The following is a 20,543-nucleotide window of genomic DNA, read 5'->3' as shown; positions in this document are numbered from 1 at the left end:
ATAAGCTTTCGAATTACAATGCCATTAAGCAATTCCAAATTGAACTACGGTTTGATGATATACCTGAGTTGAATAAGTCCGCTTGAAAATTGCTCGGCACCAAGCAATACCAGGTTAATGCGTTCTTTTATATTTGTAAAAAGGGGTTTTCCACTACCTAAAATTACCGGGTGTACGGATAGTAATAATTCGGAGATTAGATTGTTTTTGATAAACGCTTCAACAAGTTCTGCCCCGCCAAACAACCAGATATCGCGTCCTTCCTGGCTCCTGATTTCTTCGACCCTGTTTTTAAAATCAGCAGACCTCAGTATTTCAACATTATCAGCTTGCGGATCATGAAGTGTATCTGAAAACACATAAATTTTCATGGCGGCAAACATTTTTGGATCGGTACGCATGATCAGCTCATAACTTTTGCGCCCGATGAAGATGGCATCACAGGCTTTAAAAAAGTCGGTAAGGCCATAATCCTGGTCGTCAAAGCACCAGTCGTACTCCCCATTAGGGCCCTCAATATAGCTGTCGAGACTAACAGCTACGTTTAAAATTATTTTACGCATAGCATTATTCTTCGGGTGTGTTGTTCATTTCCTGCCATTGCTTGCTAAATGATTTATCAGCTACATGCGGCATCTCGCGTAAATGGCCCCAGGTACGTTTAAAGAAGGTTTTAAGCAGGAAGTTTTTCATGCCTCCACCAAAAAAATCGGTGAGTTTGCGTTTAAGCATTCCTTTTTTCCAGATAGCCCAGCCCCAGCGTTCTTTATTGGTAACCAGGTTTTCGTTCACCGCATCGCGGCGGTTGAGGAGCAACATTTTATGGATGTCGATCTTAACCGGGCAAACCTCGGTACATTTACCGCACAGGCTTGAAGCATAGCTCAGGTGTTTAAAATTTTCCATCCCCTGGGTATGCGGAGTAATAATAGAGCCTATCGGGCCACTGTAAGTGGTGGCATAAGTGTGGCCTCCAATGTTTTTATAAATGGGGCAACCGTTAAGGCAAGCCCCGCAACGGATGCAGTAAAGGCCCTGGCGCTGGTCTTTTTTTGCCAGCAGATTGGTGCGGCCATTATCCAGCAGTACTACGTACATTTCCTCAGGTCCGTCGGTTTCATCCGGCCGGCGCGGACCACTTAATATAGTATTGTAAACGGTAAGATTTTGCCCGGTGCCATGAGTAGATAGCATTGGCCAAAACAAGTCCAGATCGGTAATGGAAGGGATGATCTTCTCGATCCCCACAATGGCAATATGGATTTTAGGGAATGTAGTACAAAGGCGCGCGTTGCCTTCATTTTCGCTGATGGCGATGCTGCCGGTATCTGCTAATAAGAAATTAGCACCGGTGATACCTACATCGGCCTGTACATATTTTTCACGAAGCAACTCACGGGCTTTCAGGGTAATTTGTTCGGGCGTGGCATCAATGGGGGTGCCAAATTTTTCGTGGAAAAGTTTCGCGATATCCTCCTTGCTGAGGTGCATAGCCGGGGTAACAATATGATATGGCTTTTGGCCCAGCAGCTGCACTATATATTCACCCAGGTCGGTTTCAAGCGATTCTATTTGATTGCTCTCTAAAAACTCGTTCAGGTGAATTTCTTCCGTAACCATCGATTTGGATTTCACCACAGTTTTGGCGTTGGCTTTTTTGATGATGTTCAGGATCTCACGCTGGGCCTCTTCTACGTCGTTAGCCCAAATCACCTTGCCGCCTCGTTTCTGAAAATTGGCCTCAAATTCGGGTAGGAACTTATCCAGGTTTTCCATCACCTTCCATTTAAGCACATGACCTTTCTTTTTGGCATTATCTAAATTGATAATGCGCGAAAGGCCCCGTGATACCGCTGTATTGTACCGGTCAATATTGAAGTTGATGATGCGACGGTGATCGGCATCAAAAGCCTTCTCCTCCGATTTTACCAAAAATTCTTCAGCGGTTGCTCCCATATATGCGAAAGTAGGATTTTTGTTTTATTTTTTTGGTGAGTGGTTGATTAAGTTGACTATGTGAGTGGTTGTTTTTGAACAGATAACATGTTAGAAGGTTTTAAAAGCTTCTCATTGCCGCGGGTTTAGCGCAGCGTAACCCGTGGTTCTAAATAATTGAAGCTTTCAGCTTCAGTGGTTAAGTTGAAAACTTAACCGATACAACCCATGGGTTACGCTGCGCTAAACCCGCGGCAGTTATTTATAAAACACAAAAGGCGCATATTGTGCGCCTTTTGTGTTTTATTTTGATGAGAGAACCACTCTCCCCATCAACCACTCACTATTTCCCTCCGGCAGCCGCTGCATCCACTACAGGGCGTTTATCGCGGTTGGCAAGCTCCCATCCGGTGTAAAATACCAGTTGAGCACGTTTGGCCAGCAGCGGGAAATTGATCTTGCTTACTTCGTCGCCCGGCTGGTGGTAATCAGCGTGTACACCGTTGAAGTAGAAAATGATTGGTACGCCATGTTTTGCAAAATTATAATGATCGCTGCGGTAGTAAAACCTGTTTGGATCATTTGGATCGTCATACTTGTAATCAAGCTTTAACTTGGTGTAAGTGTTATTGGCATTTTCACCAATTTCATGCAGTTCCTTGCTCAGCATGGCCGAGCCGATGGGGTATACATAATTTGCAGAATCGGGTTTGCCGATGTATTCTTCACCAACGCGACCAATCATGTCAATATTTAAATCGGTAATGGTGTTAGCCAATGGAAATACAGGATGGTCTGAATAATACTCTGAGCCCAATAAACCTTTTTCTTCGCCAACGTTACCTAAAAATAGGATGCTGCGACGGGGGCCGTGACCGTCTTTTTTAGCTTTAGCAAAAGCGCGGGCAATTTCCAAAATGCCGGTAGTACCCGAGCCATCATCGTCGGCGCCGTTGTTCACTTTATCTTTTGCTTTTTCATCTGGGTTTAAACCGATATGGTCATAGTGTGCTGAAAAGATCAATACTTCATCTTTCAGGTCGGTACCAGGCATGTAACCTAATACGTCAACTGCTTTTACATCTTTTTTAGTAGTTGCGTAGTTTATAACTACATTATCTTTTATAACAGTAGCAGGGGTAACTGCTGCTGCAGAAGCAGATTTAAGATCAGCATAAGTTTTACCGGTTGGTTTTACCAGTTCGTCAGCTAATGCAGACGTGATGTTAAATACAGGGGCATTGGTGTTTGCCGGTTTAGCTGCGTCATCTTTAATAGTTAACCGCGGACTTGTTACGCTTTTTCCAAAGCGGGCCAGTGCAGCTGCAATACCCGGGTTAGCAGCTAATATGATAGCGGGATTTTTGCTTTGTAAGTTTTTTACAACCTTCATACGCGCATTGCTCATGCGATAGCTGGTATTTGGTGTTGCTCCTGCTTCGGGCTTATCTTCGTTGATCCAAAGTATAATTTTACCCGCCAGATCAGTGCTGCCTATTTCGGCATCGGTACCGTAGCCAACAAAAACGATATCACTTACAGATGTACTTTTATCAGGGAACGCACCTCCTAAATAAAAATCGGTACCATACTCAAATGATTTGCCGTTAACGGTGAATGCTGTTACTTTTAACGCATTTTCGGTAAGAGGAACATCAAAAAAGTACGATCCGTTAACAGGAGCCTGAAGCCCTAATTTTTTAAACTCGCCGGCTATATAGTTAGCGGCTTTTTCGGCGCCGGGTTTACCTGTTTCCCGGCCTTCAAAGGCATCCGAAGCCAGGATGCTCAGGTGCTTTTTCGCATCTTCAGCAGTTATCAGCCCGGCATATTTCATTGCCGTGGCATTCTGCTGGGCACAGGCTGTCGTTGCCGAAGCCAGCGCGATGAGCAATAGTGGTAATTTATTCATTCTTTTAGTTAATAGTTCTTTTTCTGAGGTTAAAAGGGCAAAGGTGAAAGGCAAAAGGCAGCTGCATTTTGCAAAATAAACGAAGAGATAAAAAACCTTTAACCTTTCGCCTTTTCCCTTTAACCTAATTACATGCAGGCTATCTTTTCTACACGGTTAGCATGCCTGCCGCCTTCAAATTCAGTATTTAAAAATGTAGTTACTATAGCCTTCGCTTCTTCGGGGGTAACAAAGCGGGCAGGTACGCAAACTATGTTGGCGTTGTTATGGCTACGGGCCAGCACTGCTATTTCTTCTTTCCAGCAAATAGCTGCACGAATGCCCTGGTGTTTGTTGGCAGTAATGGCGACGCCATTGGCGGCGCCGCAAATCAAGATCCCCAGGTCGCATTCACCGTTTTCAACGGCATTGGCTACGGGATGTGCAAAATCAGGATAATCAACCGATTCGGATGAATAGGTGCCGAAATCTTTTACTTCGACAGAAGACAGTGCCGCTGTTAAAATTTGTTTGTAATCATACCCGGCGTGGTCCGAACCGATAGCTATTTTTAGTCCTTGCTTCATTTATCAAAAGTATAACGTTTTATCGCTTTTTAAAGGTAAGTTTTTTGTTATAAACCGGCCAGTGCGTATTTACCAAAAAAGGGGATTATTACAGTCAAAAATATGCAGATCCCACTTTTTCGATACAGTCCAATAAAAACTACTTGTTAACTGTAGAATAAAGTGATTTTACTATTCGCCTTTTTCGAAATCAAGTTCCTTTTTGATCTTACGTTTTTCAACAAGGCCTGCTACAACTATACTAACCTCGTACAAAACAAACAGCGGGATACTAACTACGGTCATCGTAAGCATATCAGGAGTAGGGGTAACCACGGCGGCTATGATCAGGATCACTACAATAGCGTAACGGCGGGTTTCTTTCATGAACTTAGGTGTCATGACACCCAGGTTGGCCAATATATACACGATGATAGGCAATTGGAAAACAACGCCTGTAGCCAGGGTAAGGGTAGCTACCGACGAGATATAAGAATCGATATCAAATAAATTTTGGATAGCCGCACTCACCGTATAACTCGACAGGAAATTAATAGACATCGGTGTAATCACGAAGTAACCAAAAGTGATCCCTAAAAAGAAAAGCACACAGGCATAAAACACAAAGCCGGTAGCGGCTTTACGCTCGGCGTCATGCAGGGCCGGCTTGATAAACCGCCAGATTTCCCATATCAGATATGGGACGCCCAATGTGATACCGATAATTAATGCCGAGTTGATTTGCAGGGTAAACTGGCCCGCCATTTCGGTATTAATGAGCTTGATGTTTACTTTGTCAATACAAAAACCATCACGGTGCAGGGCGGCGCCAATTTTGCAAAGCATCCTGTAAGTCCAGAAGGTTGACTTGCTGGGCCCCATGATAATGGTATCAAAGATCCAGTCGTAGTAGTAAAAAACAACAGCGGTAAATATTACAATTGCTACCGAAGCTCTTACGAGGTGCCATCTCAAGGCTTCGAGGTGATCAAAGAACGACATTTCTGCCTCTAACGTTTTACCTTTATCCTTTATGGCCTTGATGATCTTGTTCTCGCTCATTGTAATATATACCGCTGTATCAACGCTATAGTGCTAAATACGTTTTATAGTATGAAGATAGTTTGAATTTATTTTTATAATTCAAATGTATCCATAAACTTGGTGGTAAAATTACCAGCACGGAAGTTAGGATCCTTCAATAATTTTAAATGGAATGGAATTGTAGTTTTCACGCCTTCTATCACAAATTCGCTCAACGCACGCTCCATGGTGCTCAAAGCCTCATCGCGTGTTTGGGCCACGCAAATTACCTTGGCAATCATCGAGTCGTAGTTTGGCGGGATAACATAGCCTGTATACACGTGTGTATCAATACGTACACCATGGCCACCAGGAGAGTGGAAGTTGGTTATTTTACCCGGTGACGGACGGAAACCGTTAAACGGATCTTCGGCATTGATACGGCATTCAATGGCATGCATTGTTGGCTCGTAGTTTTTACCAGAGATAGGGATTCCTGCAGCTACTTTAATTTGCTCTTTGATCAGGTCGAAGTTGATCACCTCTTCGGTAACCGGGTGTTCTACCTGGATGCGGGTGTTCATCTCCATAAAGTAGAAGTTGCGGTCTTTATCAACCAAAAACTCTACAGTGCCGGCACCTTCATATTTAACAGCTTTGGCGCCTTTAATAGCTGCCTCACCCATCTTTTTACGGAGTTTTTCGGTCATGAAAGGGGAAGGTGATTCCTCAACCAGTTTCTGGTGACGGCGCTGGATAGAGCAGTCACGTTCAGAAAGGTGGCATACTTTGCCAAACTGATCGCCCACAACCTGAATTTCGATGTGGCGCGGGTCCTGAACATACTTTTCAAGGTATAAGCCATCGTTACCAAAGGCTGCACCTGATTCGGCACGGGCCGAGTCCCAGGCGTTCTCAAACTCTTCGTCTTTCCAAACAATACGCATACCACGGCCACCACCGCCGGCAGTTGCTTTTAATATAACAGGGTAACCTATTTTATTGGCGATAGCAATACCCGATTTTACATCGGCAAGCAGACCATCAGATCCGGGAACAATAGGCACACCGGCTTTTTTCATGGTATCTTTGGCCGAAGCTTTATCACCCATCTGGTTGATCTGCTCGGCAGTAGCACCGATAAATTTGATACCATACTCAGCGCAAATGGCCGAAAATTTAGCATTTTCAGACAGGAAACCGTAACCTGGATGGATCGCATCTGCATTGGTTAGTTCGGCAGCCGAAATGATGTTAGGAATATTTAAATAAGAATCGCGGCTTGACGGCGGGCCGATACAAACAGCCTCGTCGGCAAAGCGAACATGAAGACTATCGCGATCTGCAGTTGAATATACAGCTACCGTTTTAATACCCATTTCTTTACAAGTACGGATAATACGAAGGGCGATTTCGCCACGGTTAGCTATTAATATTTTTTTAAACATTGTTTTTCTTGAATATGCAAATTACAGATGTGCAAATATGCAGATGAAAAATATTAATGAATGATTGAAGGGCAAATATGTAAATTATAAATGTGCAAACGAATTAAATATCATCTGCACATCTGTAATTTGCACATACGCGCATCAATTAAACTGGTTCTACTAAAAACAGGGGTTGATCGTACTCAACAGGTGAGGCGTTATCAACAAGGATTTTTACCACGCGGCCCGAAACTTCTGATTCAATTTCATTGAACAGTTTCATAGCTTCAATGATACATACTACAGAACCAGGTTTGATCTCATCGCCAACATTAACAAACATAGGTTTATCCGGGCTTGATGAGCGGTAAAAAGTCCCGATCATAGGTGATTTAACGGTAATGTATTTCGATGTATCCGGAGCAGCCGGTGCAGCAGGCTCAACAGGCGCAGGAGCCGGAGCAGATGGCAATGCCTGTGTAACAGGTTGCGTAACTGCCGGAATAGTGGCATGAACCACTGTAGGTTGCACCTCGTTGGTTTTTATGGTGATCTTAAAATCTTTTTGCTCGATTGATACTTCGTTCACGCCCGATTTGGAAACAAAGCGAATAAGGTCCTGAATTTGTTTAATATCCATGTTGAAGGATTAATTGGTTTTGGACAAAGTTTATATCTAAGTTATAGTCAAATGTGCAGATATGCAAATGCGCAGATATGCAAGTTATGTGTTGATTAATTAGCTTTTAAAATGACCGGCTATCGTAATTAAGCGGTCTGTTTTCTATTCCCTTAAGCAGATAACATGTACTTTTTACAGATGTTTTAAATTTCTGATGTGATGAATATACTTCCTTTATGTAAATTGGCACATCCGCACATCTGGAATCAGCACATCAATAAGCCCATTTTAAATAAACTGAACCCCAGGTAAAGCCACCGCCAAAGGCTGCTAAAATGAGGTTATCCCCTTTTTTAAACTTGCTTTCCCATTCCCACAGGCAAAGCGGGATGGTGCCGTTGGTGGTATTGCCATAGCGCTCGATGTTAACGATCACTTTATCTGAGCTTATACCTGTACGGTTTGCAGTAGCATCGATAATACGCTTGTTGGCCTGGTGTGGTACCAGCCAGGCAATATCATCACCGGTAAGGTGGTTGCGTTCCATTACCTCGTGCGCAACATCGGCCATATTGGTTACCGCAAATTTAAACACGGCCTGGCCTTCCTGGTAGGCGAAGTGTTCTTTAGCATCAACCGTTTCATGGCTCGCCGGTTTCAATGAACCGCCGGCTTTCAGGTTTAAGTACTGACTGCCCGAACCATCGCTCTTTAAAATAGAATCGATAACTCCGTTGCCTTCTTCATTAGGCTCAAGCAATACCGCGCCGCAGCCGTCGCCAAAAATGATGCAGGTAGCACGGTCTTGGTAGTTAATAATGGCCGACATTTTATCGCCGCCAACAACCAGCACCTTTTTATGTTTGCCGCTTTCAATAAATTGAGCGCCTGTGGTTAAACCGTATACGAAGCCTGAACAGGCTGCCTGCAAATCAAATCCCCATGCGTTTTTAGCACCAATTTTATGCGCTAAAAGGTTTGCTGTAGCCGGGAAGATCATATCTGGGGTAGTAGTACAAAAGATGATAAGATCGATCTCCTCGGCACCGATGCCGCGTTTTCTGAGCAGCTCGGTAACGGCAGGGACCGCCATATCAGATGTAGCAAGGCCTTCGCCTTTTAATATGCGCCGCTCTTTGATACCGGTACGGCTGGTTATCCATTCGTCATTTGTATCAACCATCGTTTCCAGTTCCTGGTTGGTTAATACATAGTCGGGAACGTAACCATGTACTGCGGTAATAGCGGCATGAACTTTACTCATCTTTATAAAATTACTGGAATGCTTGTTTTATTTTATCAACGAGGTTACTCTCCACCATGTTCCTTGATAAAAGGACCATGTTTTTTATTGCCTCGGGGCTCGAGATGCCGTGACCAACAACAACGGGGGCATTTACACCCAGTATAGGGCTGCCACCGTATTGTTCATAATTAAACCTGTCAAAAAACTCGTCCTTTAGCTGTTTCTTCCGCGTTATAACATAGAACGATTCGGCAAGCTTTAATATTACATTGCCGGTAAAACCGTCGCATACATAAACGTCGGCGCTTTCACTGAAAAGATCGCGTCCTTCAACATTACCTACAAAGTTAAACAACGATGTAGCCTTCATTAATGGGTAGGTGGCCTGGCTAAGGATATTACCTTTTTCTTCTTCTTCGCCAATGTTCATGAGAGCAACACGCGGGTTGCTGATATCATAAACTGCCTGTGCAAATAAACTGCCGAGTACACCGAACTGAACAAGCACATCAGGCTTACAATCAGCATTGGCACCTACATCCAACAAAATACCCAAACCGCCTTTAAGTTTGGGTACAATAGTAGTCATTGCCGGGCGTACAACACCCGGAATAGTTTTTACGCTGAACATGGCACCAACAAGCATGGCGCCGGTATTGCCAGCCGATGAGAAGGCCTGGATTTCGCCGCTTTTTAACAGCTGGAAACCAACTGATATGCTCGAATCAGGCTTCTGAACAATAGCTTTGGTAGGATGCTCACCCATGCCAATAACTTCGGTTGTATGTACAAACTCGAAGTTATCAGGGCTTACACCATTTTCCTGAAGAATACTTACTGTAACTTCCTTATCGCCAATAAGTACCAGTTTCTGGTCGGCAGATAAAGTTTTATACGCTTCGATAGCTCCTAAAACAGCTGCTTTGGGAGCGTAATCACCGCCCATAATATCTAAGCCAATCTTCATTTTCAGAAAATTAAACTTATGCTACTGCTGCTTTCTCAATAAGAACTTTACCGTTGTAGTAAACATTACCATCAACAGTATATGCCCTGTGCGGCAAATGCACAGCGCCTGTAGTTTGGCAGGTAGTTAAAGTTGGAGCTTCCGCTTTGTAATGCGTTCTGCGTTTATCTCTCCTTGATTTCGAAAATTTCCGCTTTGGATGTGGCATAATATCCTAATATTAATTATTTATTCATTTTCCTGAGCGCATCCCACCGTGGGTCTGTTTGCTCACTTTGTTCACCATTTGCCGAAAAACTATTTAGTTTTTCAAGCATTTCTTTATCACAATAAGGGGTTTCACCCTCGTTGTCGCAAACCGATATAAACGGCACTGCAACGTTAATGTATTCGTAAATCAGCCCGGCTATATCAATCTCATGATCGTTTTTGCCAAGGGTAATGATCTCCTCGTCTTCATCTATCAGTTCATCGCTGAACTTAGCTATTTGCTGTTCAGTAATATCAACCTGCTGCGGCAGTTGCGATAAACACCTGTCGCAGGTAGTATCAATTGTGCCGTCTATCTTAAAATGCAGGATCAGCATAGTTTCCTGCTTATCCAGTTCAACCTCACAGTGCAGGGTTGCTTTTTTTACGAGCGAATATTCAAACTCATCAAAAAAGTCATCCTGTATGTCATACTCAAACTGGTGTTTCCCAAGTTTAAGCCCCGTAAAGGGAATCGAATATTTTTTAAGCGATTTCAATGAGCAACAATTAGCCCGCAAATGTAGAGAAAAATACCATAACTGGAAAGTGTTTTTTTATTTTGCCCTTTTGAGGAGGTTAAAGGTAAAAGGAGAAAGGTAAAAGGCTGGAGTACAGTGATTTTTGCGCAATGCAAAAATCACTGTTCTATCTTTATGGAATTAGTTTGATAAAACCTCGCCCTTCATTTTTGAGGCAATTTGCAGCGCTTTGTATGCATTGACTATGCCCCCGGTTTTGGATAGCGTTGTAAAATCAACCTTTTCGGTTTTGCTGCCGGGTTTTAATACCATGGTGCCCCTTAGCGGTGTTGCCGAGCCTAAAATAGCTTCCTTTACCTGCTTAGCACTCAGGCTTGGATAGTATTCTAATATCAAAGCCGCAATGCCTGCCGTTATTGGCGACGAAAAGCTGGTGCCGTCTTCTGTATCAACCTCAGCATCGGTAGTAATTGAGGTAACTTTTACCCCTGGCGCAAATATATCAACGCTCTTTTTGCCGTAATTGGAAAAATCACCGGCAAGGTTTTGCCCCATTCTGGGCCCCGATGCACCAACGCTAATCACGTTATCAGCATCGCTTGATGAGCCATCTAAAAAAATATCATTTGGAAATTCGGGCTGAAGATCCATATCCTGGTTATCGTTACCGGCAGCCATCACTAATAAAACATCCTTTGAGGCAGCATATTTGAAAGCGGCATCTACCCATTCCTTGTGCGGCGAGATCTTTTTTCCGAAACTCATGTTAACCACCCTGGCACCGTTATCAACCGCGTAGCGTATAGCATTGGCTACGTCTTTATCATATTCATCGCCATTAGGGATGGCCTTAATGATCATCAGTTTTACATTATCGGCCACGCCATTGATACCATAATTGTTGTTACGCACCGCGCCAATGAGCCCGGCCACACCGGTGCCATGTGCCGCATCTGCAAATTTTACCAGGTTATTGCCATATGGTTTGCCATCCATTGTATCCGGATCATCGCCTACAATGCGTTTGCGCGATGTAAGGTCGGGCGATACATCATTGTTAAGTTTCGCCAGGTATTCGCTCAGGTCCTTAATGATTTTGGCATTGGTAGAACCCGCGCCCTCCTGCGAAAACACCGATTCCCAAACATATTTGCTTTGGCTTAGGGTGTCATTAGTGGCTTTAACCTTTACAAGGTCGGCCTGGGTAAAAGTGCCGTTTGCCGGTAAGTTCAGACCGCGCTTAATATACCCGCTGGTAACCATCAACGCGTTCATCACCGGCGAAAGCTGGCCGATTTCGGTATTGGCCTTGTTTACTGTTGAATCATAAACCGTTTTAACACGCAGCCAGTAAGCATATTCTTTTTTATTGGTAGCGGTCGAATCCGTAACCGAAGCATATTTACCTTTTAATTTATTGTATTCACGTACCTCTTCTGTGGTTTCGGTAAAGTCGGCTTTGCCGCCGGGGCCGCCTAAAAAGTTCCATCCATGTATATCGTCAACGTAGCCATTATGGTCGTCATCAATGCCGTTTCCCGGGATCTCCTTTTTATTCACCCATAGCACCGTTTTTAGGTCCGTTTGCAGGGTGTCGGCACCGCTGTCGATAGTTGCGACGAGAACAGGTTTGCTTTTTTTGCCTTGTACAAACAGGTATGCTTGCTTTAAACTGATGCCGTAAAAGCCGCTTTCCTTTAAATCAAGCAGGTGCCAGGCTTTTGGCGGGGCGGGGTCGGCAACAGGTGCCTGTTGTGCCGATACCGGTAAATTAACTAATAATGCTGCTGATAAAGTGGTTGCGCTTACGTACTTGCAAAATTTGAACATGAACTTGGGTTATAGTATGTCTTATCTAAGACTTAATAAATTGTTTTAGTTTAATCTTCCGGCTTTTTACGTGCCGACTTTCATTTAGGTTAATTTTTATTTTCCGGGGCGTTAGTGAAACTATCCGAACCGGGATTTGGGTGGATTATGTGGATGGCCAGGATTTTATTTCTTATCCTGTTTATAAATCGGGATTTTATTCCCGTCCTACTTATAAATAGGACAAGCAAATCCCATAAATCTTAAAAATCGCCCCCAATCCTGGTTCAGACTTTACAAATCAAACTTTATCCCCTGAGCTAAAGGCAGCGTTTTTGAATAGTTTATAGTATTGGTTTGCCGCCTCATATAAACTTTCCATGCATCCGAGCCTGACTCCCTGCCGCCGCCTGTTTCCTTTTCACCGCCGAAAGCGCCGCCTATTTCGGCGCCCGATGTACCGATGTTAACATTGGCAATTCCGCAATCAGAACCTGCGTAGGATAAAAATTGTTCTGCCTCGCGCAAATTATTGGTCATAATAGCCGATGACAATCCCTGCGGAACACCATTTTGCAGATCGATAGCCTCCTCAATAGTATTGTATTTGATGAGGTAAAGGATAGGGGCAAAGGTTTCATGCTGCACTATCTTAAAGTGATTTTCAACTTCGGCAATGCACGGTTTAACATAGCAACCAGATTCATAACCAACGCCTTCCAGCTTACCGCCCTCAACCACAAAATTGCCGCCTTCGGCCTTGCATTTTTCAATCGACTCAAGATACAAGGCAACAGCATCGGTGTCAATCAACGGGCCCATATGGTTGTGTTCATCCAATGGATTTCCAATCCTGATCTGCTTATAAGCGTTAACCAGCTTTTGCTTAAATGCCTCGTAAACGCTTTCATGAATAATAAGCCTGCGGGTACTGGTACAACGCTGGCCGGCAGTACCCACGGCGCCAAACACCGCGCCGATGAGCGACATGTCTAAATCGGCATTTTCACTGATGATGATGGCATTATTACCGCCAAGTTCCAACAGGCTTTTGCCCAGCCTTGCGCCAACCGCGGCACTTACAGCTTTACCCATACGGGTTGAGCCGGTGGCAGATACTAACGGAACGCGTGTATCAGCAGCCATAAGTTCGCCTATGTTACGGTCGCCAATAACCAGGCATGAAACACCTTCTTCAATATTATTCTTTTTAAACACCTCCTGCGCTATATGCTGGCAGGCAATAGCCGTTAAAGGCGTTTTTTCGGATGGTTTCCAGATGCATACATCGCCGCAAACCCAGGCAAGTAAGGAGTTCCAGCTCCAAACCGCCACGGGGAAGTTAAATGCCGAAATAATACCTACAATGCCCAGCGGGTGATATTGCTCATACATGCGGTGCTCTGGCCTTTCGCTGTGCATGGTTAAACCGTAAAGCTGGCGGCTTAAGCCAACTGCAAAATCGGCAATATCTATCATCTCCTGCACCTCGCCCAGGCCTTCCTGCAGGCTTTTGCCCATTTCGTAGGACACCAGGGTGCCCAGGTCTTGTTTGGCTGCGCGTAAAGCCTCACCAATCTGGCGCACTATTTCGCCCCGTTTAGGTGCCGGGGTTTTGCGCCAGGTTTTAAATGCTTTGGCTGCCTGCTCAACCGCCTGGTTATAATCTGCTTCGGTTGCCAGCCTTACTGATGCTATTTTTTTGCCGTCGACCGGCGATGTTATATCTTTTACTGCGGCACCGTCGCTGCTGCCCCAGGTACTGCCTGTACTAAAGGCGTCATTAATATCGTTTATATGTAAACGTTTTAGGATATCTGAAATATTAGGCTCCATAATTGTTACTTTTGCCAAAGGTAGAAATCTTTAGGGCAATTTTTCAGAATCACTCATCGCTTGCCTGTTGTATCCATTGTCATTAATTATCAATGCTTTGTATTGAACAGTTGTTAAGAATGTTTGAATGTTGAAAACTAAATTGCATTTTGGATGCTTACTTATTGTAATTTGAACTCAATAAGTCTTTACAAGGCAATTTGTCAACCTAAAGCGGATGTTCTGCAAACAAAATTGAATGGAAGAAGAATTTGAATTTGGTTTTACCGAAGACCCAAAATTCTCGGTAGAACGGTACGAGGAAATGATCAGAAATCAGGACTTGTACTTTTTTGATGCCCAGGCGTTTGAGAACATTATCGACTACTACATCGAAAAAAATGATCCGGCCAGGGCATTACAGGTAGCAGAGTACGCGCGGAGCCAGCACCCTTTTGCGGCAATTTTCCTGATTAAACAGGCCCAACTGCTTGTGGTAAGCAACAAGGTTCCGGAGGCTTTTGCCGCACTGGATAAAGCTGCTATGCTCGAAGCATCTGACGCGGATATCTATATCATCCGTGGTAATCTGTACGAAAGCCTGGAGCGTTACTCCGAGGCGCTGGAAAATTACGAAAAAGCGCTTGACCTTGCCGAAGAGACCGACGAGATCCTGCTGCACATAGCCTACGTTTATCAAAACATGGGCGATTATGATACTGCTATAACCTATCTTAAGCTTTGCCTTAAGCAAAATATGGAAAACCAGGATGCCCTTTACGAGCTGGCTTTTTGCTACGACGTGATGGACAACCAGCAGGAAAGCGTACAGTTTTATCAGCAATATATCGATAACGAACCGTACAGCTACGCGGCCTGGTATAACTTGGGCAACGCTTATACCAAGCTAAGCCTGTTTGAAAAAGCCATCGATGCTTATGACTATGCTATATTAATTAAGGACAGCTTTGCTTCGGCCTATTTTAACAAAGGCAACGCACTGGTTAACCTTGAAAAATATGCAGAAGCTATAGAAGTATACCGTCATACTTTTGAGTATGAACAGCCTAATGCCGATACGTATTGTGCCATTGGCGAATGCTACGAAAAGCTGGAGCAAATGGACGACGCCCGGGCTTTCTACAAAAAATCGGTTAAAATGGATCCAAAGCTGGCCGATGCCTGGTTTGGGATAGGTGTAACCCTTGATTTTGAGGAGCGCTATTTTGAGGCCCTGCACTTTTATAAAAAGGCACTTGACCTTGACATCGCCAATGCCGATTACTGGTTTGCTATTGCCGATGCCGAATATAAGCTCGGGCATTTGGATGAAGCAGAAAAGGCTTACGAAAAGGTGGTTGAGCTAAATCCGCTTGATATTGATGCCTGGCTTGATTATTCGTCGATACTTTACGAGCAGCAAAAGCTTAATGAAGCTATTGAAATTATAGCCCAGGCTATCAAAAATAACCCCGAAGCGGCCGAGCTATACTACCGTATGGTGGCTTACCTGTTTGCCAAAGGCGAATACAATGAAGCCCTTAACAACCTGGAGTATGCTTTAGCAGCCGATCCGGAAAAACATTACATCCTGTTTGATTACCTGCCGCAATTGCAAAAGAATAAAGTGATTGTGGATATTATCAACAGGTATACTAAGTAGGGAGAATGGTTGATTGGGTTGATTAGGTGAATTATCTCACTAATAAAAATTAAAACATAAAAGGCGCGTATTATGCGTCTTTTGTGTTTTAGGGGTATTTAAACTACTCTCCTAATCAACCCAATCAACCACTCACCATAAAAATCACAATAATGAATTTACCATGAGCTTTAAAATCATTTAACATTTGAAATTTGCACATCTGCATATTTGTTGCGACCTTTGCTTCGTTAGAACTTTTAGTTATAGGCTATAACAAATACTTACAATGAACTACACTATTAATCATCTTCCTGACCGTACAACTAAACCACGTGATAAAGGTATTACCATGGTTATGGATAAAGGCCTTAGCTTGCGCCAGGTTGAAGATTTTATTGAAGTTGGCGGGCAGTATACCGATATTGTAAAGCTGGGTTGGGCTACATCATATGTAACCCCTAACCTTGAACAAAAGCTAAAGCTCTACCGGGAGGCGGGGATCCCTGTTTATTTTGGGGGAACCTTGTTTGAGGCCTTTATTGTACGTAACCAGTTTGACGATTACCGCCGTTTATTGGATAAGTACCAACTGGAACATTGCGAAGTATCCGATGGTTCCATCACCATTGAGCATGATGTTAAATGTAACTATATCAGCGAGCTGGCCAAACAGGTTACGGTAATATCCGAAGTTGGCTCAAAAGATGTTCAAAAGATTTTTGCCCCTTATAAATGGATCAAACTGATGAATGCCGAAATTGAGGCCGGCTCATGGAAAGTAATTGCTGAAGCACGTGAAAGCGGAAATGTGGGTATTTATCGTGATTCGGGAGAGGTACGCCAGGGATTGATTGATGAGATCCTAACCCAGATTCCTGAAGGGACTATTATTTGGGAAGCGCCTCAAAAAGCGCAGCAAGTTTGGTTCATTAAATTGATAGGCGCAAATGTAAGCCTGGGTAATATCGCCCCAACGGATATCATCCCGCTTGAAACCCTAAGGTTAGGTATCCGCAGCGATACTTTCGACCATTTTTTAGAGATGTAATTGTTGACTGATCTTAATATAACAATTTACCCAGCCTCCGGAGCAATCCGGAGGCTTTTTGTTTTAGAAAGCAAGAGTCAACCTTACACACATGCAACCTCACAAGACTGGCGCCGGCAGGCTAAAACACAGTGACTGAGCATTGTTAAAACTATATGCCTTTTTTAAAAAAAACACATGAATTCTTAATTATCAACACTGCAAGTATTTAAAAATCAATTAATTTCTCTTGCATAAGAACAAGGGATGCATGTTATTCCAGGCATGTGGAAAACTCCGGCTATTATGCTGTTCAGCATACTAATAGATTTGATTTAAAACCCCTGAACCTTTTTAACGTTGCACGTACTCAGTTAATTTTATCATAATCTGTAAAAGCTATGGCTAAAAACATTACCAGGAAGGCGCCCGCAGCAAGCGGGGAAAAGGGGCTCAAAGCCGAACGCTATTTCACCAAAGAAGGTACCAGTGTTTACGACCTGTTTAAATATGAAAAGCGATCGTCGGTGATCCGCAACCCCTCAGGCGATGCTGTATTTGAAATGAACGATGTCGAGGTACCGGCGGGCTGGTCGCAGGTGGCTACTGATATCCTGGCTCAAAAATATTTCCGTAAGGCAGGCGTACCTCAACCCGACGGCTCAACCGGATCTGAAAAAAGCATTAAACAAGTTGCCCATCGTATGGCCAACTGCTGGAAAGATTGGGGCATGCGATATGGTTATTTTGCTTCACCAAAAGATGCTGAGATCTTTTATGATGAAATAGTTTATACTATTGTTGGCCAACTGGCTGCTCCAAACTCGCCGCAATGGTTCAATACCGGTCTGCATACCTCATACGGCATTACCGGCAAACCACAGGGGCATTATTATGTAGACCCGGTAACAGAACAGTTAAGTAAATCAACTTCAGCATATGAACGCCCGCAGCCGCACGCCTGCTTCATCCTTTCTGTTGATGACGATTTGGTGAACGAGGGCGGCATTATGGACCTTTGGGTTCGTGAAGCCCGCATTTTCAAATACGGATCGGGCGTAGGCACAAACTTTTCTAAGATCCGCGGCGAGAGTGAAAAGCTATCGGGCGGTGGTTATTCATCAGGACTGATGTCATTCCTGAAAATCGGCGACAGGGCAGCGGGAGCCATCAAATCGGGCGGGACAACCCGCAGGGCAGCCAAAATGGTTTGCCTTGATCTGGATCACCCCGAAATTGAGGGTTTTGTGAACTGGAAAGTAGAAGAAGAAAAGAAAGTAGCGGCCCTGATAGCCGCAGGTTATTCGTCTGATTATGAAGGTGAGGCCTATCGCACGGTATCGGGTCAAAATTCCAATAATTCGGTACGCATTCCCAATAGCTTTTTCACAGCACTTAAAACCGGCTCGGCTTGGAACCTAACCAGTCGGATGACCGGCAAAACCGTTAAATCCATATCCTCACAAAAACTGTGGGATGATATCGCATTTGCCGCCTGGGCCTGTGCCGATCCGGGTGTTCAGTTTGATAGCACTATTAATGAGTGGCATACATGCCCCCAAGGTGGCAGGATCAATGCATCTAACCCCTGTTCGGAGTATATGTTTTTGGATAATACGGCCTGTAACCTGGCATCCATCAACCTTGCCCATTTCTTTAATCCGCAAACGCGCGTGTTTGATGTAAAGGGTTTTGAACATGCCTGCCGCATGTGGACCATTGTACTGGAAATCTCCGTATTGATGGCACAATTCCCATCAAAAGAGGTGGCACAATTATCCTATGATTACCGTACGCTTGGCCTTGGTTATGCCAACCTGGGTTCGGCCCTGATGGTGAACGGCATTCCTTATGACAGCGATGAGGCCCGTGCTATTGGCGGAGCCATTACCGCCATCATGACCGGTACTGCCTATGGAACCTCGGCCGAAATGGCCCGTGAGCTCGGTACATTCAGCCGCTATAATGATAACAAAGAGCACATGATGCGGGTGATGCGCAACCATCGCTATGCTGCGTATAACTCTACCGAAAACTATGAGGGCCTGGAAATTACCCCTCCGGGCATCAACCCAAAGCACTGCCCCGATTACCTGCTTGCAGCGGCCTGCAATGCCTGGGACAGGGCCGTTGAAATGGGCGAAAAATACGGTTACCGCAATGCGCAAACTACCGTTATTGCGCCTACGGGAACTATCGGTTTAGTGATGGATTGCGATACTACCGGTATCGAACCGGATTTTGCGTTGGTGAAATTCAAAAAGTTATCTGGTGGGGGCTACTTCAAAATTATTAACCAGGCCGTGCCCGAGGCTTTGCGCAATTTAGGTTACCAGGATCATGAGGTTACCGCCATAGTTAATTATGCTAAAGGTGCAGCAACCCTAAAAGGTGCTCCGCATATCAATATAGATGCGCTTAAAGCCAAAGGTTTTAATGATGATGAACTGGAAAAACTGGACAAGGGCCTGGTATCTGCCTTTGAGATCAGCTTTGCTTTCAATATCTGGTCGCTGGGTGAAGAATGTTTGAAACGTTTGGGCATCACGGCCGAGCAGTATAATGCGCCCGATTTTAATGTGCTGCGCGCACTTGGTTTCAGCAAAAAACAAATTGCAGAAGCTAACGAGTATATCTGCGGTACTATGACCATCGAGGGAGCGCCGTACCTGAAACAACATCATTATCCTATTTTTGATTGCGCCAACAAATGCGGCGCAAAAGGCGAGCGCTATATCCATGCCCATGGGCACATCAAAATGATGGCAGCAGCGCAGCCATTTCTTTCGGGTGCCATTTCAAAAACCATCAACCTGCCAAACGAAGCCAAAGTTGATGAAATCAAAGATTGCTACGAACTTTCGTGGAAGCTGGGCCTGAAAGCCAACGCACTTTATCGTGATGGCTGTAAGCTATCACAACCGCTCTCAACCAAATCAGATGTTAAGGAAGAAGCTGATGACAAGCTGGATACAATTGAAGAAGTATTAGGCGAAGCTGCCAACGTAAAACTGAGCGATCTGACACCCGAGCAGGTTATTGAAGCAGCCATGGCCATCATGGAAAAATCAAAGGATACCAATTTTATGCGCCAGCTTTCGCGCGTGGTGCAAAAGAAACACCTGCCATACAAACGCCGCGGCTTTACGCAAAAGGCCAGTATTGACGGGCAAACCGTATTTGTGCGTACTGGAGAATATGAAGACGGCACCCTGGGCGAGATTTTTGTAGATATGCATAAAGAAGGTGCAACTTTCCGCTCATTGATGAACTGTTTTGCCATCGCGGTTTCTATCGGTCTGCAATATGGTGTACCGCTGGAGGAATACGTAGAAAAATTTACCTTCACCCGTTTTGAACCGGCGGGAATGGTGGTAGGGCATACCAATATTAAAAGTGCAACCTCCATTATTGATTATATTTTCAGGATGCTGGGCTATGAATACCAGGACCGCACCGACCTGGTACACATCATAACCGATAAAAACGGCGTATTGGGAAACCCGCAAATGGGTGATGAGGATTTTAATGCCGATGAAACCAATGCGTACCAGCCATCTACGCAATCTTCAGATAATTCTATTAATGCTCAAAGAAAAGGCTTATCTTTCGATGTTAGTATGGGCGTTCAAAGTGATGCGCCGAGTTGTAACGTTTGCGGGCATACCACGGTTCGTTCGGGTACCTGTTACAAATGCTTAAACTGCGGCAACTCAATGGGATGCTCGTAATCAATACGGATTTTTTCAAATCAATTATAAATAGTTAATTATGTTTAGCCCCGCTCCCCAGGCGGGGCTTATTTATTACCAGGCGTAAAATTGATGCAGCAGTAA

General features: G+C 44.3%; 16 protein-coding genes. 3 read left to right on the top strand and 13 right to left on the bottom strand.

Translation table 11 applies throughout. The annotated features are described in order from the left end of the window. Positions 1–44: 44 nt before the first annotated feature. From IEX80_RS26250 to amaB, 13 genes are all read right to left on the bottom strand, one after another. On the bottom strand, positions 45–563 hold the full coding sequence (locus tag IEX80_RS26250; RefSeq protein WP_188834658.1) for a dihydrofolate reductase family protein: 519 nt from the start codon (positions 561–563) through the stop codon (positions 45–47). A 4-nt stretch (positions 564–567) separates the two neighbouring features. After that, entirely contained in the window at positions 568–1,956 is a 1,389-nt protein-coding gene (locus tag IEX80_RS26245; RefSeq protein WP_112651740.1) for a LutB/LldF family L-lactate oxidation iron-sulfur protein, read from the bottom strand. Positions 1,957–2,278: 322 nt separating this feature from the next. After that, a complete protein-coding gene (locus tag IEX80_RS26240) occupies positions 2,279–3,847 on the bottom strand; it encodes a M28 family peptidase (RefSeq protein WP_188834657.1) in 1,569 nt (522 codons plus the stop codon). 128 nt (positions 3,848–3,975) lie between these two features. Next, complete coding sequence (gene rpiB / locus IEX80_RS26235; protein WP_188834656.1) at positions 3,976–4,413, bottom strand: ribose 5-phosphate isomerase B; 438 nt, start codon at positions 4,411–4,413, stop codon at positions 3,976–3,978. Positions 4,414–4,584: 171 nt separating this feature from the next. After that, complete coding sequence (gene tatC, locus IEX80_RS26230) at positions 4,585–5,454, bottom strand: twin-arginine translocase subunit TatC (RefSeq protein WP_188834655.1); 870 nt, start codon at positions 5,452–5,454, stop codon at positions 4,585–4,587. A gap of 74 nt (positions 5,455–5,528) precedes the next feature. Next, the gene (gene accC, locus IEX80_RS26225) at positions 5,529–6,863 is read right to left on the bottom strand and encodes an acetyl-CoA carboxylase biotin carboxylase subunit (RefSeq protein WP_188834654.1); all 1,335 of its coding nucleotides are present in this window, start codon (positions 6,861–6,863) and stop codon (positions 5,529–5,531) included. Positions 6,864–7,011: 148 nt separating this feature from the next. Beyond that, complete coding sequence (gene accB / locus IEX80_RS26220; protein ID WP_176628829.1) at positions 7,012–7,485, bottom strand: acetyl-CoA carboxylase biotin carboxyl carrier protein; 474 nt, start codon at positions 7,483–7,485, stop codon at positions 7,012–7,014. A gap of 256 nt (positions 7,486–7,741) precedes the next feature. Continuing rightward, positions 7,742–8,731: a beta-ketoacyl-ACP synthase III gene (locus IEX80_RS26215; protein ID WP_112651730.1), complete on the bottom strand. Its 990-nt coding sequence runs from the start codon at positions 8,729–8,731 to the stop codon at positions 7,742–7,744. 10 nt (positions 8,732–8,741) lie between these two features. Further along, positions 8,742–9,680, bottom strand: a complete 939-nt coding sequence (gene plsX / locus IEX80_RS26210; RefSeq protein WP_090534780.1) for a phosphate acyltransferase PlsX — start codon at positions 9,678–9,680, stop codon at positions 8,742–8,744. Between the two features lie 16 nt (positions 9,681–9,696). Beyond that, a complete protein-coding gene (rpmF, locus tag IEX80_RS26205; protein ID WP_090534782.1) occupies positions 9,697–9,888 on the bottom strand; it encodes a 50S ribosomal protein L32 in 192 nt (63 codons plus the stop codon). Between the two features lie 16 nt (positions 9,889–9,904). Continuing rightward, positions 9,905–10,429: a YceD family protein gene (locus IEX80_RS26200; RefSeq protein WP_188834653.1), complete on the bottom strand. Its 525-nt coding sequence runs from the start codon at positions 10,427–10,429 to the stop codon at positions 9,905–9,907. Between the two features lie 162 nt (positions 10,430–10,591). Continuing rightward, on the bottom strand, positions 10,592–12,241 hold the full coding sequence (locus IEX80_RS26195; RefSeq protein ID WP_176628833.1) for a S8 family serine peptidase: 1,650 nt from the start codon (positions 12,239–12,241) through the stop codon (positions 10,592–10,594). A 273-nt stretch (positions 12,242–12,514) separates the two neighbouring features. Beyond that, positions 12,515–14,056, bottom strand: a complete 1,542-nt coding sequence (gene amaB / locus IEX80_RS26190; protein ID WP_176628869.1) for an L-piperidine-6-carboxylate dehydrogenase — start codon at positions 14,054–14,056, stop codon at positions 12,515–12,517. A 238-nt stretch (positions 14,057–14,294) separates the two neighbouring features. On the opposite strand from amaB, the gene IEX80_RS26185 reads away from it, so the two are divergent. The 3 genes from IEX80_RS26185 (at position 14,295) to IEX80_RS26175 (ending at position 20,438) form a co-directional block, all read left to right on the top strand. Then, positions 14,295–15,698: a tetratricopeptide repeat protein gene (locus tag IEX80_RS26185; RefSeq protein ID WP_110586176.1), complete on the top strand. Its 1,404-nt coding sequence runs from the start codon at positions 14,295–14,297 to the stop codon at positions 15,696–15,698. 268 nt (positions 15,699–15,966) lie between these two features. Next, complete coding sequence (locus tag IEX80_RS26180) at positions 15,967–16,728, top strand: phosphosulfolactate synthase (protein WP_176628834.1); 762 nt, start codon at positions 15,967–15,969, stop codon at positions 16,726–16,728. 380 nt (positions 16,729–17,108) lie between these two features. Further along, positions 17,109–20,438, top strand: coding sequence for a vitamin B12-dependent ribonucleotide reductase (locus tag IEX80_RS26175; RefSeq protein ID WP_188834652.1), 3,330 nt, complete (start codon positions 17,109–17,111; stop codon positions 20,436–20,438). Positions 20,439–20,543 lie beyond the last annotated feature (105 nt).

Origin of the sequence: Mucilaginibacter rubeus (genome assembly GCF_014643835.1) — a bacterium.
Lineage (GTDB): Bacteria > Bacteroidota > Bacteroidia > Sphingobacteriales > Sphingobacteriaceae > Mucilaginibacter > Mucilaginibacter rubeus.
The sequence above is the reverse complement of the archived record's forward strand: the minus strand, read 5'-3'. Positions and strand labels throughout refer to the sequence as shown.